Below are 18,434 nucleotides of genomic sequence, written 5' to 3'. Positions count from 1 at the left end.
CTCACTCCCGCTCCGCCAGCACCCGGCCGATCGCGGCGCGCAGTTCGGGGATGCCCACTCCCTTCTCGCTGGAGGTCAGCAGCACCTCGGGGAAGGCGGCCGGCCGGCGCTTGATCTCGTCATAGGTCGCCTCGGTCATGAACTGCTGATCGGCGGGTTTGAGCGCGTCACCCTTGGTCAGCACGACCTGATAGGACACGGCGGCCTTGTCGAGCGTCTCCAGCACGGCGCCGTCGACATCCTTGATGCCGTGGCGGGCGTCGATCAGGACATAGACGCGCATCAGGTTCGAGCGGCCGCGCAGATAGTCGTGGATCAGCCGGGTCCAGGCCGCGACCTTCTCCTTGCCGACGGCGGCATAGCCATAGCCGGGCATGTCGACGATGGTCAGCCGCTCGTCATGGTCGACCTGGCGGAAGAAGTTGAGCTGCTGCGTGCGGCCCGGCGTATGCGAGGTGCGCGCCAGCGCGTTGCGCCGCGTCAGCGCGTTGATCAGGCTGGACTTGCCGACATTGGAGCGGCCGGCGAAGGCGATCTCCTGCCCCACCATCGGCGGCAGGTCGTCGATCTTGGTCGAGGCCCAGACGAAGTCCCACGGGCCCTCGAAGAGCTTGCGGGCGGCCTCGATCTCCTCGGCGTCATAGGGCTTGGTCATGGATGTGGTCATGCGCCCTGCCTACACGGCTGCGCGGAGCGCGTCGATATCGGCGCCCTGGATCGCGTCGACGTGCCGCGCGATCTTGTCCGCATCCCAGTCCCACCAGTGGATCGTCAGCAGCTCCGAGACGATCTCGGGCGGGAAGCGCATCTTGACGATCCGGCCGGGATTGCCGGCGACGACGGCATAGGGCGGCACGTCGCGCGTCACCTGGGCCCGGGTGCCGATGATCGCGCCGTCGCCGATCGTCACGCCCGGCATGATCACGGCTTCGCGCCCGATCCAGACATCGTTGCCGATCACCAGGTCGCCGCGATTGTTCGGGCCGGGCCGCTTCAGCGCCTCGGGATCGCCGAGGCCGAACATCTGGAAGGGAAAGGTCGAGAAGCCACCGATCGGATGGTTGGCACCGTTCATGATGAACTGCGCGGCCTGCGCGATCGCGACGAATTTCCCGATGATCAGCCGGTCGCCGATGAAGTCGAAATGATAGCGCACGCAGCGGGCGACGAAATGCTCCGGCCCGCGCGAGTCGTCATAGTAGCTGTAGTCGCCGACCTCGATCAGCGGGTGGTCGACCACGGCCTTGAGGAAGGCGGTGCCCTTCCAGCCGGCAATGGGATGGCGCGTCTGCGGATCGGGTAGCGGCATCGCGGAAAGGCCTTGGCCGAAAATGCGAAGGGCGGGAAACCCCGCCCTTCGAACTCTCACTTCTTGTTGGTGTTGGCTGGCTTGGGCGGCGCGGCAACGGCGCCTGCCGTCGCGGGTTTCTTGCCGAACAGGCCCTTGAGGTTGTCGAAGAGTTCGATCTTCACCCCGTTCTTGCGCATGATGTAGCCCTGCTGGAGCACCGAGAGCAGGTTGTTCCAGCTCCAGTAGATCACCAGGCCGGCCGGGAACGAGCCGAGCAGGAAGGTGAAGAACACCGGCATCCAGGTGAACATCATCTTCTGCACCGGGTCCGGCGGCTCCGGGTTCATCTTCATCTGGACGAACATCGTGAAGCCCATGATGATCGGCCAGGCGCCGAGATGCAGGAAGGCCGGCGGCGTGAACGGGATCAGCCCGAACAGGTTGAACAGGTTGGTCGGGTCCGGCGCCGCCAGATCGTGGATCCAGCCGAAGAACGGCGCGTGCCGCATCTCGATGGTGATGAACAGGATCTTGTAGAGCGCGAAGAACACCGGGATCTGCAGCAGCACCGGCCAGCAGCCGGCGACCGGGTTGATCTTCTGCGTCTTGTAAAGCTCCATCAGCGCTTGCTGCTGCTTCATCTTGTCGTCGGCATAGCGCTCGCGGATCGCCGTCATTTCCGGCTGCAGCGCCTTCATCTTCGCCATCGAGGCGTAGGACTTGTTGGCGAGCGGGAAGAACAGCGCCTTGAGCAGCACCGTGACGAGCAGGATCGCCACGCCGAAATTGCCGACGTGCTTGTAGATCCAGTCGAGCAGGAAGAAGAGCGGCTTGGTGATGAAATAGAACCAGCCCCAGTCAATCAGCAGCTCGAAGCGCTTGATGCCGAGGTTCTTCTCGTAGCCGTCGACCGCCGCGACCTCCTTGGCGCCGGCGAAGAGCCGGGCATTGGCGGAGACGGTGGCGCCCGGCGCGATCGCGATGGCCTCGCCGAGGAAGTCGGCCTGATAGGTGTGGCCCGTGCCGGTCTGGACCGAGGAGTAGCGGCCCTCGTATTTGCGCTGCTGGTCCGGGATGACGGCGGCAGCCCAGTACTTGTCGGTGATGCCGACGAAGCCGCCGACGGCGTCCTTCCAGCTCTTGCCGGTGGTGCCGGGCGAGAGCAGCGGCTCCTTGTCGATCTTGTCGTAGGTGTATTCCTGCAGGCCCTGCTCGCCGAGATTGCCGACGAGGCCCTCATGCAGCACGTAGTAGCCGAGCGTCGTCGGCTTGCCCTGGCGCACGACCTGGCCATAGGGGAACAGCGTCACGGCGCTGCCGCCCTTGTTGTCGACCTCGTCGCGGATCGTGAACATGGCGTTGTCGTCGACGCTGACGACGCGCCGGAAGGTCAGGCCCTGGCCGTTGTCCCAGCTCAGGGTCAGCGGCTTGGCCGGGGTCAGGACCTGGCTGTCGGGCGTCCAGACCGTCGTCGCGTTCGGCAGGGTAACGTTGCTGCCCGGCGCCGCGACCCAGCCGAAATCGGAATAATAGGCGTTCGGCCCGCCCAGCGGCGAGAGCAGGATGATGTTGGCGCTGTGGGGATCGACCGTCTCGCGATAGGCCTTGAGCGAGACGTCGTCGATGCGCGCGCCGGTCAGCGAGATCGAGCCGGAGATCTTGGGCGTGTCGATGCGGACGCGCGGGCTCGCCGCCAGCGCCTGCTCACGCGTGCCGGCGGCCTGCGTCAGGGCAGCGCCGGGCGCGGCCGAGCCTGCCGGCTGTCCGGGCGTGGCCGGTGCAGGGGTCGAGCCGGAAGCCGCGGGAGCCTGCTGGCTCTGGGCCTGCTGGTTCTGCCGCGCCGCCTCCTGCTGCTTCTCCATCTGCGGCTTGGCATAGAAGAACTGCCAGCCGAGCAGGATGACCACGGACATGACGATCGCGAGAAGCAGATTGCGGTTGTCTTCTTTCATCATGATCGGAAACGAATCTCGCTGGGTCCGGCAGGTTATGGGCGCGTCGGGTCAGGTTTGCGGCGCTGACTCGCGCTTGGGGAGCGGGCGGCGGCGGTCGCCGGAGGACTTCTCACGCGGCTTTTGAGGCTTCGCCCGGTCGATGGCAATGGAAAGATCGGCCACGAGTGCGTGAAAATCCGCGCCCAACACCTCGGAGCGGGCAATGACGACGATGTCGCAGCGCTTGTCGGTCTGATCGTGCAGGGCCTGGGCGGCGGCGGCGCGCAGCCGGCGGCGGATGCGGTTGCGCTTGACGGCGTTGCCGGTCTTGCGCGAGGCCGTGAGCCCGAGCCGCAGAGTCACGGGTTCGCCGCCCCGGCGCTGTTCGTCGGGCGCGGCGTCGCGCACCTGAGCCATGAAGGCAGGCGAACGAAAACGGCGGCCGTGCTCGGCCGCCGCCAGGAATTCTTTGCGTTGCGTCAGACGGGCGAGGCGCATGGCGATTGGCCAGTCTTCCGTAACCGGCGCGCCATGGTCACGCGCCAGGGCTCGTCAGGCCGACAGGCGCTTGCGGCCGTGGGCGCGGCGAGCGGCGATGACCTTGCGGCCACCCTTGGTCGCCATGCGGGCGCGATAGCCGTGGCGGCGCTTGCGAACCAGCTTGCTGGGTTGATAGGTTCTCTTCACGGTCCGTCTCCGGGGCCTTTATGAGCACGACGGCCGCGGCTTTCCGGGGAAAGCATGGCCAACCGAGCCTGTCATGCGATAAGGGTCGGCGCGGCCTTTCGGCTGCGCAGGTGGCGGGCTTATGACGGATGGATGATACCGAGTCAATGCCGAAGCACGGGCTGCGACGAAGCTTCGCGGCTTTTATCGAGTGGCTTGCGATTCGGCACGACATCCCCGATATAGCGGGCGGGAGGTTGGCGAGGGACGTCTCACTCGCCAACCGGGTCAGGTCCGGAAGGAAGCAGCCCTAACGAGACCGAACGGGTCTTCGTCCAGCCTCCCACCTCATGCGCCCACGGGAAAGCCAAGGGCAAAACGCATGGGCCGGCACCGCGCCATTGACCCTCGCCTCCCGATTGGCGAAACCAGCTTTCATGACCGACCCAATCGACGCCGCCTCTGCTGACGAACCCGGTTTCGCCGGTTTCGATCCGGCGCCCGCGCCGGCTGCAGCCGCCGCGCCGACGCCCTATCGCGTCCTCGCGCGCAAGTACCGGCCGGCGCATTTCGGCGACCTGATCGGCCAGGACGCGATGGTGCGCACCCTGACCAATGCCTTCGCGGCCGGCCGCATTCCGCAGGCCTGGATGCTGACCGGCGTGCGCGGCGTCGGCAAGACCACCACCGCCCGCATCCTGGCGCGCGCCTTGAATTATCAGACGCCCGAAGGTGGCGGCGCGCCGACCACCGATCTGCGGGAATTCGGCGTGCATTGCCGCGAGATCATCGAGGGCCGCCATATCGACGTGATGGAGATCGACGCCGCCTCGAACAACGGCGTCGAGAACGTCCGCCAGATCAACGATGCCGTGCGCTACGCCCCGGTGTCGGCGCGCTACAAGGTCTACATCATCGACGAAGTCCACATGCTCTCGACAGGGGCGTTCAACGCCTTCCTGAAGACGCTGGAAGAGCCGCCGCCGCATGCGCGCTTCATCTTCGCGACGACCGAGATCCGCAAGGTGCCGGTCACCGTGCTCTCGCGCTGCCAGCGCTTCGATCTGCGCCGCGTCGAGGCCGATGTGCTGGTCGATCACCTCGCGGGCATCTGCAAGGCCGAGAGCGTCGATGCCGAGCAGGAGGCGCTCGCCGCCGTCGCCCGCGCCGCGGAAGGCTCGGTACGCGATTCCCTCTCGATCCTCGACCAGGCGATCGCCCATGCTGCCGGCCGGATCACGCTCGACGACATCCGCTCCATGCTCGGCCTTGCCGACCGGGCGCGCGTCATCGACCTCTTCGAGGCCGTGATGAAGGGCGATATCGCCGCGGCGCTTGGCGAGCTGCGCGCGCAATACGATGCCGGCGCCGATCCGGTGGTCGTGCTCAACGACCTCGCCGAGTTCACCCATCTTGTAACGCGCCTCAAGCTCGTGCCCGAGGCGGTGAAGGACAACAGCCTTGCCCAGGCCGAGCGTGTGCGCGGCGGCGATTTCGCCCAGCGCCTGTCGCTCCGCGTGCTCGCGCGCACCTGGCAGATGCTGCTCAAGGGCATCTCCGAGGTGAAGCAGGCCGACAGGCCGGTGATGGCTGCCGAGATGGTGCTGGTGCGCCTCGCCCATGCCGCGGACCTGCCGACGCCGGACGAGGCGCTGAAGCTGCTGCGCGACGGCTCCGGAGCGATCCCGTCCGGAAACGGCAACGGCCATGGCGGCGGCGCTCCGCGCCCGCCCTCCGGCGGCGGCAACACCGCGCTCGCCGCCCGGCCGATCCTCGCCAGCGCCAATCCGGCACCGGCCCCGGTTGCGCGCGCTGTCGCAGCGCCGGCCGCGATCGTCGCCAGTCTGGAGGACGTCATCGCGCTAGCCTCCCAGCACCGCGATATCACGCTGAAGCTTGCGCTCGAACGCGACATCCGCCCCGTCCGCTTCGAAGCCGGCCGCATCGAGTTCTCGCTCGCCGAGGGCGCCTCGCGCACATTGGCGCAGGATCTGTCGCGCCGCCTCAAGGAATGGACCGGCCAGACCTGGATGGTCGCGGTCGTCAACGAGGAAGGCGGCGCCACGCTGCGCGAGCAGGCGGCGGCGGCGAAGGACCGGCGCGAGAGCGACGCGGCCGCCCACCCCTCGGTCAAGGCCGTGCTGGAGCGCTTCCCGGGCGCACGTATCATCGATGTCCGCGACCCCCGCGCGATCGCAGCGGCCGCAACGGGCGCTGCTGCGCCGTCCGATGACGACTATCTGCCCGATGCCGAACCGCTGTTCGACGATTCCGAGCCGGATTTCGACGGCATCGATTTCTGACCCTTCCGAGGAGGATTTTCCATGCGCGACATGATGGGCCTGATGAAGCAGGCGCAGCAGATGCAGCAGAAGATGGCCGATGTTCAGGCTGAACTCGACACGATCGAGGTCGAAGGCGCGGCCGGCGGTGGCATGGTCACGGTGACGATGACCGCCAAGGGCGCGCTGAAGGCCGTGAAGATCGACCCCAGCCTGATGGTGCCGGACGAGCGGGAGATCCTCGAGGACCTGATCGTGGCCGCCGCGAGCGATGCCCGCAGCCGCGCCGAGCGTGTCATGCAGGAGCGCATGGCCGAGATTACCAAGGGCCTGCCGATCCCGCCCGGGATGAAGCTATTCTGAGACAAGCCGCCATGCCCGGGCTTGACCCGGGCATCTCGCGCCGAAAGGGTTCCCGTCCGGAGATGGTCGGGTCAAGCCCGACCATGACGCTTCCATCGACGAGTTGATATGTCCCGCGCCATCGCCGGCCCCGAGATCGAAAGGCTGATCCAGCTCCTGGCCAAGCTGCCGGGGCTCGGGCCGCGCTCGGCCAGGCGCGCGGCGCTGCATCTCGTCAAGAAGCGCGAGCAGCTGCTCGGCCCGCTCTCGGAAGCGATGGCGGTGGCGCGCGAGCGCATCGTCGTCTGCTCGCGCTGCGGCAATGTCGATACCAGCGACCCCTGCGGCCTCTGCGCCGACCCGCGCCGTGACGACGGGCTCATCGTCGTCGTCGCCGATATCTCGGATTTATGGGCGCTGGAGCGGTCCGGCGCGGTTTCCGGCCGCTATCACGTCCTCGGCGGCGTTCTCTCGGCGCTCGACGGCGTGCGCCCTGAGCATCTCTCGCTCGATGCTCTGGTCGCGCGCGCTTCCGAGCCGGCGGTGAAGGAGGTCATCCTCGCGCTCAATGCCACCGTCGATGGCCAGACCACGGCGCATTTCATCACCGACCTGCTGGTTCATCTGCCGGTCAAGGTGACGAAGCTCGCCCATGGCGTGCCGGTGGGTGGCGAGCTCGACTATCTCGACGACGGCACGCTGGCCGCCGCGATCCGCCAGCGCACGGGCTTCTAGTTCTCAAAACTTATACGCGATGCTCGCGCGGGCGCTGTGCGTCGACAGGTCCTGGTCGCCGCTCAGGCCCGGGAAGGCGCCCGAGGTCGCGAAGCGGTTGCGGCCGAAATCGGTGTAGCGGTATTCGGCGCCGAGGATCAGGTTGTCGGTGAAGGCGAAGTTGAGGCCGGCGCCGATGTTCCAGCCGGTCCGGGCGCTGGTCAGCCGCTCGCCGAGGCCGGTGGCATCGAAGACGCGCCGCTCGTATTCCGTGAAGGAGGCACCACCGGCGGCATAGACCATCAGCCGGTCGAAGGCATAGCCGATGCGGGCCCGCGCCGCGCCCTGCCAATCCTGGCTGACGCGCCCGTTGAGGCCGGCGCCAGCGAAGCGGCTGCGGCTGTTGACGGCCTCGATATCGCCCTCGATGCCGAGGACGATGCTGCCGAACTGGTAGTTGAGGCCGGCATGGGCGCCGCCGAAGGCGGAATCGTCGTCGATGCGGAAGCTCATCGGCGCGAAGGGGCCGACCGGCGCGCCGATCCGCACGCGGTTGCTGCCCCAGGAGTAGCCGCCCTGCACGCCGACATAGGCGCCGGTCCAGGAATAGAAGGCGGGCAGCTCCGGCGCGGGCGGCAGGGCGACGCTGCGCAGGTCGGCGGCAGCGGCCGTTCCGGCGATCAGGGCCGCACATCCCGCCAGGGCGTATCTGAGCTTCGACATCGGGCTTTCCGAGGAACGTGATGCGCCCGGAATGGCCGGGCGCGCTCGCTCATAACGAAGCATTAAGGTTAACAATCGGCTAAGCCGGCTCCGGGGCCGCCCGGCACGGGAACGATTGCGGCCGAGCGCGGTTGCTCGCAAGCTGCATCCGCAACCCGCAGCGGAGACCACATCCCGACATGGCTTTCCTCAAACGGATCACGGGCGCCGCCGGGGTGGGGGTCGCGCTGGGCTATCTGTCAGGGGCGCTTTCAAACCATCTCGGCCGGCGGCGGCAGGAGGCTGCGCGTGGGCGGCTGGCGCGGACGCCGCTGCAGATGACCTGGCTCGGCTGGAAGGACGTGCTGCTGCGCTTTACCGGCAATGTCATCGACAACCGGTTGACTTCGCTCGCCGGGGCCGTCGCCTTCTTCACCCTGCTTTCGCTCGTGCCGGCGCTCTCGCTGCTGGTGACGATCTACCGCTACTTCACCGATCCGGCCACGATCGCAGAGCAGCTCGACGCGGTGACGACGATGTTGCCCCAGGCGGCGCGAGAACTCATTCACGAACAGGCGATGCGCCTGTCGGGCCAATCCGGCTTCGGCTTGTCGCTGACCTTCTATGTCAGCTTTCTCGTCGCCACATGGTCGGCCAACGCGGCGGTGAAGGCCCTGTTCGACGCGCTGAACATCATCTATCGCGAGGCCGAGAAGCGCAGCTTCCTCAAGCTCAACGCGATCTCGCTGTTCACGACCGTGAGTGGCGTGGTCCTGCTCACTGCGGCGCTGATCGCCATCGCCAGCCTGCCGCTCGTGACGGCGCTGTTTCCCTTCCATTCGGAGCTGGAGCGGCTGATCCGGCTGGTGCGCTGGCCCTCCTTCTTCGTCATGGCGACGCTCTCGATCGCCTGTCTCTACTGGCTCGGCCCCAGCCGCGAGCGGATGCGTTTCATCTGGGTGATGCCCGGCGCCATCGCCGCCGCGCTGCTCTGGGGCGCGGCTTCCTATGCCTTTTCCTGGTATGTCAGCACGCTCGGCAATTACACGGCGGCCTATGGGTCTCTCGCCACCGTCGTGGTGTTCATGACCTGGCTCTGGCTTTCGGCGACGATCGTGCTCGCCGGCGCCGAACTCAATGCCGAGCTCGAGCACCAGACCGCCCACGACACCACCACCGGCCGGCCGAAACCCCTCGGCGAGCGCGGCGCGACCATGGCCGACAGGGTCGGCAAGGCGAAGGCAGATTGATGCTCGATCCCGAAACCACGCGCCATGACGATTTGCGCAGCGGCTCTGGCCCTTGGCATGCCGGCGCAAGACCGGCCGGGCGACGCCTGGAGCTGGATACCCGCTGCGACGTTGCCATCGTAGGCAGCGGTATCACCGGCGCGCTGCTCGCGGAGCACCTGACGGCAATGGGGCTCGACGTCGTCCTGATCGATCGCGAGCGGGAGGGCTTCGGCAGCACCGCCGCCTCGACGGCGATGCTGCAATGGGAGATCGACCTGCCGCTGCGCGAGCTGGCGGCGCTCTACGGCTTCGAGCGCGCGGCCGAGGTCTACCGCCTGAGCTTCGAGGCGGTCGACGGCCTCGGCCGGCTCGTTCAGGAACTTGCGCTGCCTTGTCGCTTCAGCCATCGGCAGACGGTCTATCTCGCCGCCGGCGAAACCGGCCCGCGCGAAATGCTCGACGAGTCCCAACTGCGGGGCCGCGCCGGCTTGCCGGGCGCTTTCGTCGAGCATGCGGCGCTGCTCGGCGCCTTCGGCTTCGACCGAAAGGCGGCGATCGTCTCGCCCGGCTCGGCCGAGGCCGATCCCTTGAGCCTGTGCCATGCCCTGATCGCCACGGCGGCGCAGCGCGGCGCGCGCCTGATCCGGGACGAGGCGGTCGGCTTCGATGGCGCCGGCCGCTCGGCTGCCGTCAGCCTGGCCAGCGGGCATGTCGTCGAGGCGGATCATGTCGTGCTCGCGACCGGCTACGTCATGCCCGACCTCGTCCGCGACGATCTGCACAGCGTTGCCTCCAGCTGGGCGATCGTGACCACTCCGCAGCCGCTCCACACATTGTGGCCGGGGCCGGCCCTCGTCTGGGAAGCCTCCGAGGATTATTGCTATTGCCGGACCACCACGGACGGTCGCATCGTCTTCGGCGGCGAGGACGAGGACTTCGCCGACCCCGACAAGCGCGAGGCGCTCGGACCGCAGAAGACGAAAGCCCTGCTCGCCCGGCTGCACGCGCTGATCCCGCAAGCGCATCTCGAACTTGGACACAGCTGGTCTGGCGCCTTCGGCCAGACCGAGGACGGACTGCCGCTGATCGGACGCGTGCCGGGCAGTCCGCGCCTGCTGTCGGCCTATGGCTATGGCGGCAACGGCATCACCTTCAGCTTTCTCGCCTCGCGACTGATCGGTTCGCTGATCCGGGGCCGGGAGGAAAGCTGGTTCGGCCATTTCGCCATCGACAGACCAAGGCCGGGCTGAAGGCGGCTCATTGCAGGCCTGCAATCCCGGTCTTGCCGGCGAGACAGGCGACAAGCGACGGCGGAATCGCCATTTTGACTGGCGGCGGCCGGCTCGGCGGCCGCGAGAGGAACCTGCCATGTCCGCGACTGCAGAGAAGACGGCGACACCCGCAAGGCTCGAAGCCCATGACGCGCCCTATCACATCGGGGCGGTGACTCTGCGCGTGCGCGATCTTGTGAAGCTCGTCGCCTATTATCGCGACGCGATCGGCTTGCGGCTGATCCGGGAAGACAAGGACAGCGCGGAACTCGGCATCGGCGGGCAGGTGCTCATCCGGCTTCTCGCCGGCGCCAAGGAGCAAACCTCTGCGGCTGGCCTCTTTCATATCGCCATTCTGTTGCCGTCGCGGCGCGATCTCGCCAGCTGGCTGAGGCACGCGGCGGAGGCGCGCATCCCGCTCGAGGGCGCTTCCGACCATCTCGTCAGCGAGGCACTCTACCTGTCCGATCCCGAGGGCAATGGCATCGAGATCTATCGCGACCGCAAGCGTGCCGAATGGCCGCGCAAGCCGGACGGCGCCATCGCCATGGCGACCGAGCGGCTCGATCTCGACAAGCTGCTGGGCGAGGCCGAAAGCGGCGCCTATGCGGGCATGCCGGAGGGGACGGGCATGGGCCACATCCATCTCCGCGTCGGCGATACGGCCGCGGCCGAGGCCTTCTATCAAGGCCTGCTCGGTTTCGACCTGATGGTGCACTATCCCGGCGCCAGCTTCCTCGCCAGCGGCGGCTATCACCACCACATCGCCGGCAATATCTGGGGCAGCCGCGCTGCCGGGCTGCGCCAGCCGGGCGAGGCCGGTCTCGATTGCTTCGAGGTTGTGGCTAGGGACGAGGCCGACTTCGCCGCCATGCGCGAACGCATCTTCGCGGCGGGCGGCACGGAATCGGATGCGGCGCCGACGATCGCCGATCCCTGGGGCAACAGGCTGGCCCTGGTCCGCTGAGGCGGTTCAGCGCGTCAGCAGATGGGAACGGCGGGTTCCGCCCGTATCGGGCTTGAAGCCTTTCGTTTCCCAGAAGGCGGCCGCGCGCGGATCGGCGGCCCGCAGCGAAAGGCGTGGCGCCAGCGCCAGCCCCTGCTGGATCAGCGCTGCTGCCAGGATGCGGCCGATGCCGGCGCCCCGGTGCAGCGGCCGAACATAGACATGCCTCACCCGGAGGAGGTCGGGCTGGGCATCGTAAGGATCGGGAGTGACGGCGCCGATGCCGGCGAGCTCACCCTCATGAAAAGCAGCGAAGACGGCGAAACGATCGTCGCCGCCATCATATCGGCCAGCCAGCCACTCCTCGCGCAGCCCTTCGACGAAGCGATAGCTTTCCGCGCCGGCCTCGTGGCGCAGCGCTTCGAAATCGTCCGGCAGCTCTTCAGTCAGCCGGACGATCTGGACTGCCGTCGGATTCACAGACCTTCGAACAGGGCGCTGGAGATGTAGCGCTCGGCGAAGGAGGGGATGATCACGACGATGGTCTTGCCGGCATTCTCGGGCCGCGCGCCGACTTCGATCGCGGCAGCGACGGCCGCGCCCGACGAGATGCCGGCGGGAATGCCTTCGTTCTTGGCGAGCGCACGTGCCGTCTCGAAGGCGGTCTGGTTGCCGACGGTGACGACCTCGTCGATCACGCTGCGATCGAGCACGCCCGGCACGAAGCCGGCGCCGATGCCCTGGATCTTGTGCGGGCCGGCCTGGCCGCCGGAGAGCACGGGTGAATCCTCCGGCTCGACCGCGACCATCTTCACGCTCGGTTTCTTCGCCTTGAGCACCTGGCCGACGCCGGTGATGGTGCCGCCGGTGCCGACGCCGGAGATGACGATGTCGACCTGCCCGTCGGTGTCGTTCCAGATCTCTTCGGCCGTCGTCTTGCGGTGGATCTCCGGGTTGTGCGGGTTCTCGAACTGCTGCGGGATGATCGAGCCTGGGATCTCGTTCTTGAGCTCCTCGGCCTTGGCGACGGCGCCGCGCATGCCGCCGGGGCCGGGCGTCAGGACGAGTTCGGCGCCGAGCAAGGCGAGCATCTTGCGGCGCTCAAGCGACATCGTCTCGGGCATGACGAGGATCAGGCGGTAGCCGCGCGCCGCCGCGACGAAGGCGAGTGCGATGCCGGTATTGCCCGAGGTCGGCTCGATCAGCGTTCCGCCGGCTTTGAGCGCGCCGGAAGCCTCCAGCGCATCGATCATGTTGACGCCGATGCGATCCTTCACGCTGGAGATCGGGTTGAAGAATTCGAGCTTGGCCAGGATCGTTGCCTTGACGCCGCGCTCGGCCGGCAGCCGGTTCAGCTTGACGAGCGGGGTGTCGCCGATCGTGTCGGTGATCGAGTTGTAGATGCGGCCGCGCCCGGGCGCTTTCGTCGACTTCTGTGCTTCAGCCATGATGAATCCTCCTCGAGGGAATGTTGGGGGCGAAGCTAGGTCAATTCACAGAGAGTGTCGATTAAAGAAATAAATCACATTCTTATATTGTGAAATCACCGCCCAGGCCGGCTTTTCCGAAGACGGCCTTCGCCTGTGCTCGCCGGCACAGCTCCTCGACGGTGACGTTGTCCAGCATCGTCAGAAAGGCGGTCGATGCGGCCTCGACCTCGGGTCCGACGACCTCGTCGACCAGTCTCGACTGGGGCAGGGGGCCGAGCCCGTCCTCGCCAGCCTCCTGCATCGCGGCGCGGGCAATGTCCCCCGCGGTGATCTTGCGGCGCTCGCGGGCCAGCTCGTAGCCGCCGCGCGGACCGCGCACCCCCTTCAGGATGCCGACGCGGACCAGCGTCTGCAAGAGCGTTTCGAGATGGCGCGGCGGCAGCGCGTGCCGGGCCGCCAGCAGCTTGGCCGCGACCGGCTGGGGCCGGGCGTGCAGCGCGATGTCGACCACGGCGGCGATGGCGAGCAGGCTGCGGCGGGACAGCAGCATCATGGCCGCTTCTCCATCCGAGCGTTGCCGGCAACCCCGGTCGAGCCGAAGCCGCCCGCGCCGCGCTCGGTTTGATCAAGCGCGGAAACCTCGACCAGCGTTGCGTGGGTGACCGGCGCGATCACCATCTGGGCGATCCGGTCGCCGCGCGCGATCGCGAAGGGTTCCTGCCCGAGATTGATCAGCGGCACCTTGACCTCGCCGCGATAGTCGCTGTCGATGGTGCCGGGCGCGTTCAGCACGGTGACGCCGTGCTTGACCGCGAGACCTGAGCGCGGCCGCACCTGCGCCTCGAAGCCCTCGGGCAACTGCATGGCGAGGCCGGTCGGCACCAAGGCCCTCGCGCCGGGCGCGAGGGTGAGGGACTCGCCGATGGCGGCGCGCAGGTCGAGGCCGGCCGCGCCGGCGGTTTCATAGGCGGGCAGGGGCAGATCGGCGCTATGAGGAAGCCGTTGCAACGCGACCGTGACCATCGGCTCAGCCCGTCCGCCCGGCCGAGGCCAGCCCGGCGATATGGGCGATCAACCGGCTCGCGACCTCGTCCTTCGGCAGGGTAGGCCAGGTCTCGACGCCCGCCAGCGTCACGAGATGGACGGTATTGGCGTCGCCGCCCATCACACCCGTGCCGCCGACATCATTGGCGACGATCAGGTCGCAGCCCTTCTTCTTCAGCTTGGCCGTGGCGTAGTCGATGACGTTCTGCGTCTCGGCGGCGAAGCCGACGACCAACGGCGGGCGTCCGCTGCTGCTATGCGCGACGGTGGCGAGAATATCGGGATTCTCGACGAGGGCGAGCGGTGGAAGGGCCAGGCCGTCCTTCTTCATCTTCTCCGGCGCCTCATCGGCCACGCGCCAGTCGGCGACGGCGGCGGCGAAGATCGCGATATCCGCCGGCAGCGCCGCCTCGACGGCAGCCAGCATCTGCCGAGCCGATTCGACATGGACGGTCTCGACGCCCGGGGGATCGGGCAGGTTCACCGGCCCGCTGACGAGCGTCACCCGCGCCCCGGCAGCGGCGGCGGCGGCAGCGATCGCGTGGCCCTGCTTCCCCGACGAGCGGTTGGCGATATAGCGGACGGGATCGATCGCCTCATGCGTCGGCCCCGAGGTGATCAGCACATGCCGGCCGGCCAGCGCGCCCGTCGCCGTGACCTCGCCGCCCGGCAGCCGGCCGAGGAAGCCGATGGCGCGCTGTGCGGGCGGCTTCTCGCCGGCCAGCGCCGCCTCGATCGCGGCCAGAAGCTCGGGCGGCTCGGCCATGCGGCCGGGCCCGCTCTCGCCACGTTCGGCCATGGCACCGCTATTGGGGCCGATGACGAGGACGCCGTCCTTTTCGAGCTGCGCCATGTTCCGCCGCGTCGCCGGGTGCTGCCACATGCGCGGGTTCATCGCGGGCGCGATCAGGATGCGCTTGTCGGTGGCGAGCAGGGCGGTCGAGGCGAGATCGTCGGCGAGGCCGTTCGCCATCTTGGCGATGAGGTCGGCGGTGGCCGGCGCCACGACGATGAGATCGGTCGAGCGCGACAGCGCGATATGGCCGATATCGGCTTCGTCGGTCAGCGAGAACAGATCGGTGAAGCAGCGTTCGCCTGCCAGCGACGAGACGGTGAGCGGCGTGACGAACTGTTCGCCCGCCCTGGTCAGGATGCAGCGCGAGGCGATGCCGCGATCCTTCAGCCGGCGGATGACTTCGAGCACCTTGTAGGCGGCGATGCCGCCGCCGATGATCAGGAGAACGGAGCGGGAAGCGGACAAGGCGGCTCCTCGGACGAGGTCAGGCGTCGGACTGACCGCTTCCTAGCATCGACGGCGCGGCGCTGTCATGCGCCACGCAATCGTCCGTCGTCCTCAATCGCGCGGCAGGTCGGGTACCTTGTAGGCCGTCGTCGCCTTGATCCGCTCCATGGCGAAGCGCGAGGTGACGTTCTTGAGCGGGATCGTCTCGATCAGCTTCTTGTAGAACGAGTCGTAGGCGGCCATGTCGGCGACGACGACGCGCAGCATGTAGTCGACATCCCCGGCCATGCGGTAGAATTCCATCACCTCCGGCATCGCCGCGACCATCTGCGCGAACTTCTCCAGCCAGGGGCCGGAATGATCGGCCGTCTCGATCTGGACGAAGACGGTGAGCCCGAGCCCGATCTTCTCCGGCGCCACCAGCGCGACGCGCTTCAGGATCACGCCGGCCTGCTCGAGCTTCTGGATCCGCTTCCAGCACGGTGTCTGCGAGAGCCCGACACGGTCGGCCAGCTCGGCGATGGAAATATTCGCATCGGCCTGCAGGACAGTGAGAATCTTTCGGTCGATGGCGTCCATTCTCTCAAGCTCGCTTTCGGAAGAAATTCATGCTCTGAAATCGGATCAAAATAGATGAATTATCTTTTTGATGCCGATCTATTGCATTCAGATAGAAAATCCTTTTCTCAATCTGTCAATGGGGCTTCGTCGGCCCTGTCTGCGACAAGGATTTGAACGATGGATCGCCGCCAGTTTCTCCTCGCCGGTGCTAGCTTCGCGGCAGCCGCGTCCCTTGCCGGTCCGGCCCATGCGCAGAGCGCCACCGCCCGCGTCGGCTACATCCCGATCGTCGGCACGGCGCCGTTCTTCGTCGCCAATGGCGAGGGCTGGCTGAAGCAGGGCGGCCTCGACGTGGCGCTGACCGTCTTCGAATCCGGCCCGAACATGATCCAGGCGCTGGCTTCCGGCACGATCGACGTCTATGTCGCCGGCGTCGCCCCGCTTGCGGTCGCCCGCTCGCGCGGCGTCGACATCCGCGTCGTCGCCTCGACCGCGGTCGGCGAGAACGTCGTCGTCAGCGCGCCGTCGCTGACGAAATTCTTCACGGCAGGCACCAGCGCCGCTGCCGCCTTCAAGGCCTTCCGCGCCGCCAACGGCAAGGCCGCCCGCCTCGCGACCCAGCCGGCCGGCTCGGTGCCGAACACGACGCTGCAGTATTGGCTGTGGGAGGTCGCCAAGGTCGACAAGGCCGATGTCGAGATCGTGCCGATGGGCATCGATGCGACGCAGCAGGCGATCCTGGCCAACGCCGTCGACGGCGGCAGCGTGCGCGAGCCGGCCCTGACGATCATCCAGACCCGCAATCCGCAGATCAAGCTGGTCGCCGGTGGCGAGGAGGTCTTCCCCGGCCAGCCCGGCACGGTCGTCGCCGTCTCCGGCGCCTTCGCCACCAAGAATCCGCAGGCGGTGCAGAACCTCGTCAACGGCCTGGTCAAGGCCGCCGCGCTGATCAAGGCGGATCCCTCCAAGGCGGCGCCCCATGTCGCGGCGGCGCTCGGTAAGGGCATCGTCGAGCCTGAGCTGATCCAGAAGGCACTGGTCTCGCCTGCGAGCCAGTTCGAGATCGACCCCCGCAAGATCATCGAGCCGTCGCGCGCCATGCAGGCCTACCAGGTCAAGCTCGGCTCGCTGGAGAAGGAACTACCGTTCGACGGGCTGTTCGAGACGCAGTATTACGAGCGCGCGATCAAATCGGGCGGCTGACATTGTGAGTAGTCTACGGGCTCCGGCCCTTGCCCTTCTGGGCCTCGTCGCCTTCCTGCTGTTCTGGGAGGCGATGCCTTACTTCGGGCTGGTGAACCCGGCCTTCCTGCCGCCGCCGAGCGCGCTGCCGAAGGCCTTCATGCGCGAGGTTTCCTCCGGCGCCTGGCTCTCGGCCATACTGGGTTCGCTCTGGCACTATTTCGTCGGCCTCTTCGTCGGGGCAGGGCTGGGCACCGCACTCGGCGTGCTCATCGGCATGTCCCGCATCGCCGAGGAGGCGACGGCCTGGGTCGTGCGGGTGCTCAGGCCGATTCCCGGCCTCGCCTGGGTGCCCTTCGCCATCATCTGGTTCGGCGTCACGCCGGGCGCGGCGGTCTTCATCATCGCCATCGGCGTGTTCTGGATCGTCTTCTTCGCCGCGCAGGGCGCGATCCGCGGCGTCGATCGCGATCTCGTCGAGGTCGCCGACGCCTTCGGCTTCCGCTCCCCCTGGCAGCGCCTGTTCAAGATCCTGCTGCCGGCGGCGATGCCCGGCATCCTCGTCGGCTTCCGCACCGCGCTCGGCCAGGCCTGGATGGCGGTGGTCGCGGCCGAGATCTTCGGCGTCGCCGGTGTCGGCCAGCGCATGATGCAGGCCTCGAGCCTGCTCGCGACCGATATCGTCGTCGTCTACATGCTGACGATGGCGGCGCTCTACGGCCTGCTCGACACCGGCTTCGTCGCCTTCCAGAAATGGGTGCTGCGTTGGAAAGCGTGATCGAGATCAAGGGCCTGTCCCTGACCTTCACCCGCGACGGCGAACAGACCGAGGTGCTGCGCAAGCTCGATCTCTCGGTCGGGCGCGGGGAGTTCCTCGCCATCGTCGGCCCCTCCGGCGTCGGCAAGTCGACGCTGCTGCGCGTCATCGCCGGCCTGGCGAAGCCGAGCGGCGGCGAGGTCGTCATCAACGCGAAGGATGAGACGCGCCGCCCGGTCGCGCTGGTCTTCCAGGATTCGCGCCTGCTGCCCTGGCGCAAGGTCGTCTCCAATGTCGGCTTCGGCCTGGAGGGGCGCACTTCGCGCGGGGAGCGCCTCGCGAAGGCGGGTGAGATGCTCGATCTCGTCGGCCTGAGCCCGCTCGCCCAGCGTTGGCCGCATCAGCTTTCGGGCGGGCAGCGCCAGCGCGTCTCGCTCGCCCGCGCGCTCGCGGTCGAGCCGGAGATCCTGCTGATGGACGAGCCGTTCTCAGCGCTGGACGCGCTGACCCGCGAGAATCTGCAGGACGAGCTCATCCGCGTCTGGCAGCGCACCGGCAAGACCGTGCTCTTCGTCACCCATGACATCGACGAGGCCGCCTATCTCGCCGACCGGGTCGTGATCCTCTCGGGCGCGCCCGGCCAGATCATCGCCGAGCACCGCATCGATGCGGCCCGCCCCCGCAAGCGCGGCGCGGCGGCCGAGGCGGAGATCGTCCGGGCCGTCCGCCAGGGCCTCGGCGCCGACATCGTCGCGGACGGTGCCGCGATCTGAGACGTGCCGCAGCCGTCATTCTCGGGCGGAGCGGAGCGTAGACCCGAGAATCTCTTGCAGGAAG

Annotated in this window: 21 protein-coding genes and 1 other RNA gene; 10 read left to right on the top strand and 12 right to left on the bottom strand. The window is 67.8% G+C overall.

Going from position 1 to position 18,434, the window contains the following annotated elements; all coding sequences use genetic code 11:
- Position 1 precedes the first annotated feature (1 nt).
- From yihA to rpmH, 5 genes are read right to left on the bottom strand one after another with little or no spacing between them, the layout of a single operon-like run.
- A complete protein-coding gene (gene yihA, locus AC2FAN_RS10085) occupies positions 2–667 on the bottom strand; it encodes a ribosome biogenesis GTP-binding protein YihA/YsxC (protein ID WP_442864852.1) in 666 nt (221 codons plus the stop codon).
- Between the two features lie 9 nt (positions 668–676).
- Entirely contained in the window at positions 677–1,309 is a 633-nt protein-coding gene (locus tag AC2FAN_RS10080; RefSeq protein WP_485173648.1) for a CatB-related O-acetyltransferase, read from the bottom strand.
- A gap of 56 nt (positions 1,310–1,365) precedes the next feature.
- Positions 1,366–3,243, bottom strand: a complete 1,878-nt coding sequence (gene yidC / locus AC2FAN_RS10075) for a membrane protein insertase YidC (protein ID WP_485173755.1) — start codon at positions 3,241–3,243, stop codon at positions 1,366–1,368.
- A gap of 51 nt (positions 3,244–3,294) precedes the next feature.
- Positions 3,295–3,723 carry a ribonuclease P protein component gene (gene rnpA, locus AC2FAN_RS10070; RefSeq protein WP_265051068.1) on the bottom strand — a complete coding sequence of 143 codons (429 nt, stop codon included), beginning with the start codon at positions 3,721–3,723 and terminating at the stop codon, positions 3,295–3,297.
- A gap of 54 nt (positions 3,724–3,777) precedes the next feature.
- Positions 3,778–3,912, bottom strand: a complete 135-nt coding sequence (gene rpmH / locus AC2FAN_RS10065) for a 50S ribosomal protein L34 (RefSeq protein WP_038364779.1) — start codon at positions 3,910–3,912, stop codon at positions 3,778–3,780.
- Positions 3,913–4,142: 230 nt separating this feature from the next.
- On the opposite strand from rpmH, the gene ffs reads away from it, so the two are divergent.
- From ffs to recR, 4 genes are all read left to right on the top strand, one after another.
- An RNA gene (ffs, locus tag AC2FAN_RS10060) (signal recognition particle sRNA small type) lies at positions 4,143–4,239 on the top strand.
- 89 nt (positions 4,240–4,328) lie between these two features.
- Positions 4,329–6,194, top strand: coding sequence for a DNA polymerase III subunit gamma/tau (locus AC2FAN_RS10055; protein ID WP_485173644.1), 1,866 nt, complete (start codon positions 4,329–4,331; stop codon positions 6,192–6,194).
- Between the two features lie 21 nt (positions 6,195–6,215).
- Positions 6,216–6,536, top strand: a complete 321-nt coding sequence (locus AC2FAN_RS10050; RefSeq protein ID WP_265051070.1) for a YbaB/EbfC family nucleoid-associated protein — start codon at positions 6,216–6,218, stop codon at positions 6,534–6,536.
- A gap of 108 nt (positions 6,537–6,644) precedes the next feature.
- Complete coding sequence (gene recR / locus AC2FAN_RS10045) at positions 6,645–7,250, top strand: recombination mediator RecR (protein ID WP_265051071.1); 606 nt, start codon at positions 6,645–6,647, stop codon at positions 7,248–7,250.
- A gap of 3 nt (positions 7,251–7,253) precedes the next feature.
- Here recR and AC2FAN_RS10040 read toward each other — a convergent pair whose 3' ends face one another.
- Entirely contained in the window at positions 7,254–7,952 is a 699-nt protein-coding gene (locus AC2FAN_RS10040) for an outer membrane protein (protein ID WP_485173641.1), read from the bottom strand.
- A 179-nt stretch (positions 7,953–8,131) separates the two neighbouring features.
- Between AC2FAN_RS10040 and AC2FAN_RS10035 the strand changes: the two genes are divergently transcribed.
- The 3 genes from AC2FAN_RS10035 (at position 8,132) to AC2FAN_RS10025 (ending at position 11,401) form a co-directional block, all read left to right on the top strand.
- Positions 8,132–9,181 carry a YihY/virulence factor BrkB family protein gene (locus tag AC2FAN_RS10035; protein WP_265051073.1) on the top strand — a complete coding sequence of 350 codons (1,050 nt, stop codon included), beginning with the start codon at positions 8,132–8,134 and terminating at the stop codon, positions 9,179–9,181.
- Positions 9,181–10,413 carry an NAD(P)/FAD-dependent oxidoreductase gene (locus AC2FAN_RS10030; protein ID WP_485173638.1) on the top strand — a complete coding sequence of 411 codons (1,233 nt, stop codon included), beginning with the start codon at positions 9,181–9,183 and terminating at the stop codon, positions 10,411–10,413. The genes AC2FAN_RS10035 and AC2FAN_RS10030 overlap by 1 nt, the downstream gene beginning before the upstream one ends.
- Before the next feature lie 118 nt (positions 10,414–10,531).
- Positions 10,532–11,401 (top strand): VOC family protein, encoded by an 870-nt coding sequence (locus tag AC2FAN_RS10025; RefSeq protein WP_485173636.1) that lies wholly within the window; start codon positions 10,532–10,534, stop codon positions 11,399–11,401.
- Positions 11,402–11,407: 6 nt separating this feature from the next.
- Here AC2FAN_RS10025 and AC2FAN_RS10020 read toward each other — a convergent pair whose 3' ends face one another.
- The 6 genes from AC2FAN_RS10020 to AC2FAN_RS09995 form a co-directional block, all read right to left on the bottom strand.
- Complete coding sequence (locus tag AC2FAN_RS10020; protein WP_485173634.1) at positions 11,408–11,860, bottom strand: GNAT family N-acetyltransferase; 453 nt, start codon at positions 11,858–11,860, stop codon at positions 11,408–11,410.
- The gene (gene cysK / locus AC2FAN_RS10015) at positions 11,857–12,828 is read right to left on the bottom strand and encodes a cysteine synthase A (protein WP_485173632.1); all 972 of its coding nucleotides are present in this window, start codon (positions 12,826–12,828) and stop codon (positions 11,857–11,859) included. The genes AC2FAN_RS10020 and cysK overlap by 4 nt, the downstream gene beginning before the upstream one ends.
- Positions 12,829–12,910: 82 nt before the next feature.
- Positions 12,911–13,363, bottom strand: a complete 453-nt coding sequence (locus AC2FAN_RS10010; RefSeq protein ID WP_485173630.1) for an RrF2 family transcriptional regulator — start codon at positions 13,361–13,363, stop codon at positions 12,911–12,913.
- The gene (gene dut, locus AC2FAN_RS10005; protein ID WP_485173628.1) at positions 13,360–13,833 is read right to left on the bottom strand and encodes a dUTP diphosphatase; all 474 of its coding nucleotides are present in this window, start codon (positions 13,831–13,833) and stop codon (positions 13,360–13,362) included. Before dut ends, AC2FAN_RS10010 begins: the two co-directional genes overlap by 4 nt.
- Positions 13,834–13,837: 4 nt before the next feature.
- A complete protein-coding gene (locus AC2FAN_RS10000; RefSeq protein ID WP_485173626.1) occupies positions 13,838–15,115 on the bottom strand; it encodes a phosphopantothenoylcysteine decarboxylase domain-containing protein in 1,278 nt (425 codons plus the stop codon).
- 93 nt (positions 15,116–15,208) lie between these two features.
- Positions 15,209–15,676 (bottom strand): Lrp/AsnC family transcriptional regulator, encoded by a 468-nt coding sequence (locus AC2FAN_RS09995; protein WP_265051081.1) that lies wholly within the window; start codon positions 15,674–15,676, stop codon positions 15,209–15,211.
- Positions 15,677–15,835: 159 nt separating this feature from the next.
- Between AC2FAN_RS09995 and AC2FAN_RS09990 the strand changes: the two genes are divergently transcribed.
- From AC2FAN_RS09990 to AC2FAN_RS09980, 3 genes are all read left to right on the top strand, one after another.
- A complete protein-coding gene (locus AC2FAN_RS09990; protein ID WP_265051082.1) occupies positions 15,836–16,861 on the top strand; it encodes an ABC transporter substrate-binding protein in 1,026 nt (341 codons plus the stop codon).
- Positions 16,862–16,934: 73 nt separating this feature from the next.
- Positions 16,935–17,618: an ABC transporter permease gene (locus tag AC2FAN_RS09985; protein WP_476805443.1), complete on the top strand. Its 684-nt coding sequence runs from the start codon at positions 16,935–16,937 to the stop codon at positions 17,616–17,618.
- A complete protein-coding gene (locus AC2FAN_RS09980; RefSeq protein ID WP_476805404.1) occupies positions 17,594–18,370 on the top strand; it encodes an ABC transporter ATP-binding protein in 777 nt (258 codons plus the stop codon). The genes AC2FAN_RS09985 and AC2FAN_RS09980 overlap by 25 nt, the downstream gene beginning before the upstream one ends.
- The last annotated feature ends 64 nt before the right edge of the window (positions 18,371–18,434 follow it).

The sequence above is a fragment of the Allobosea sp. RIT-PG3_2 genome (genome assembly GCF_057321085.1).
The sequence above is the reverse complement of the archived record's forward strand: the minus strand, read 5'-3'. Positions and strand labels throughout refer to the sequence as shown.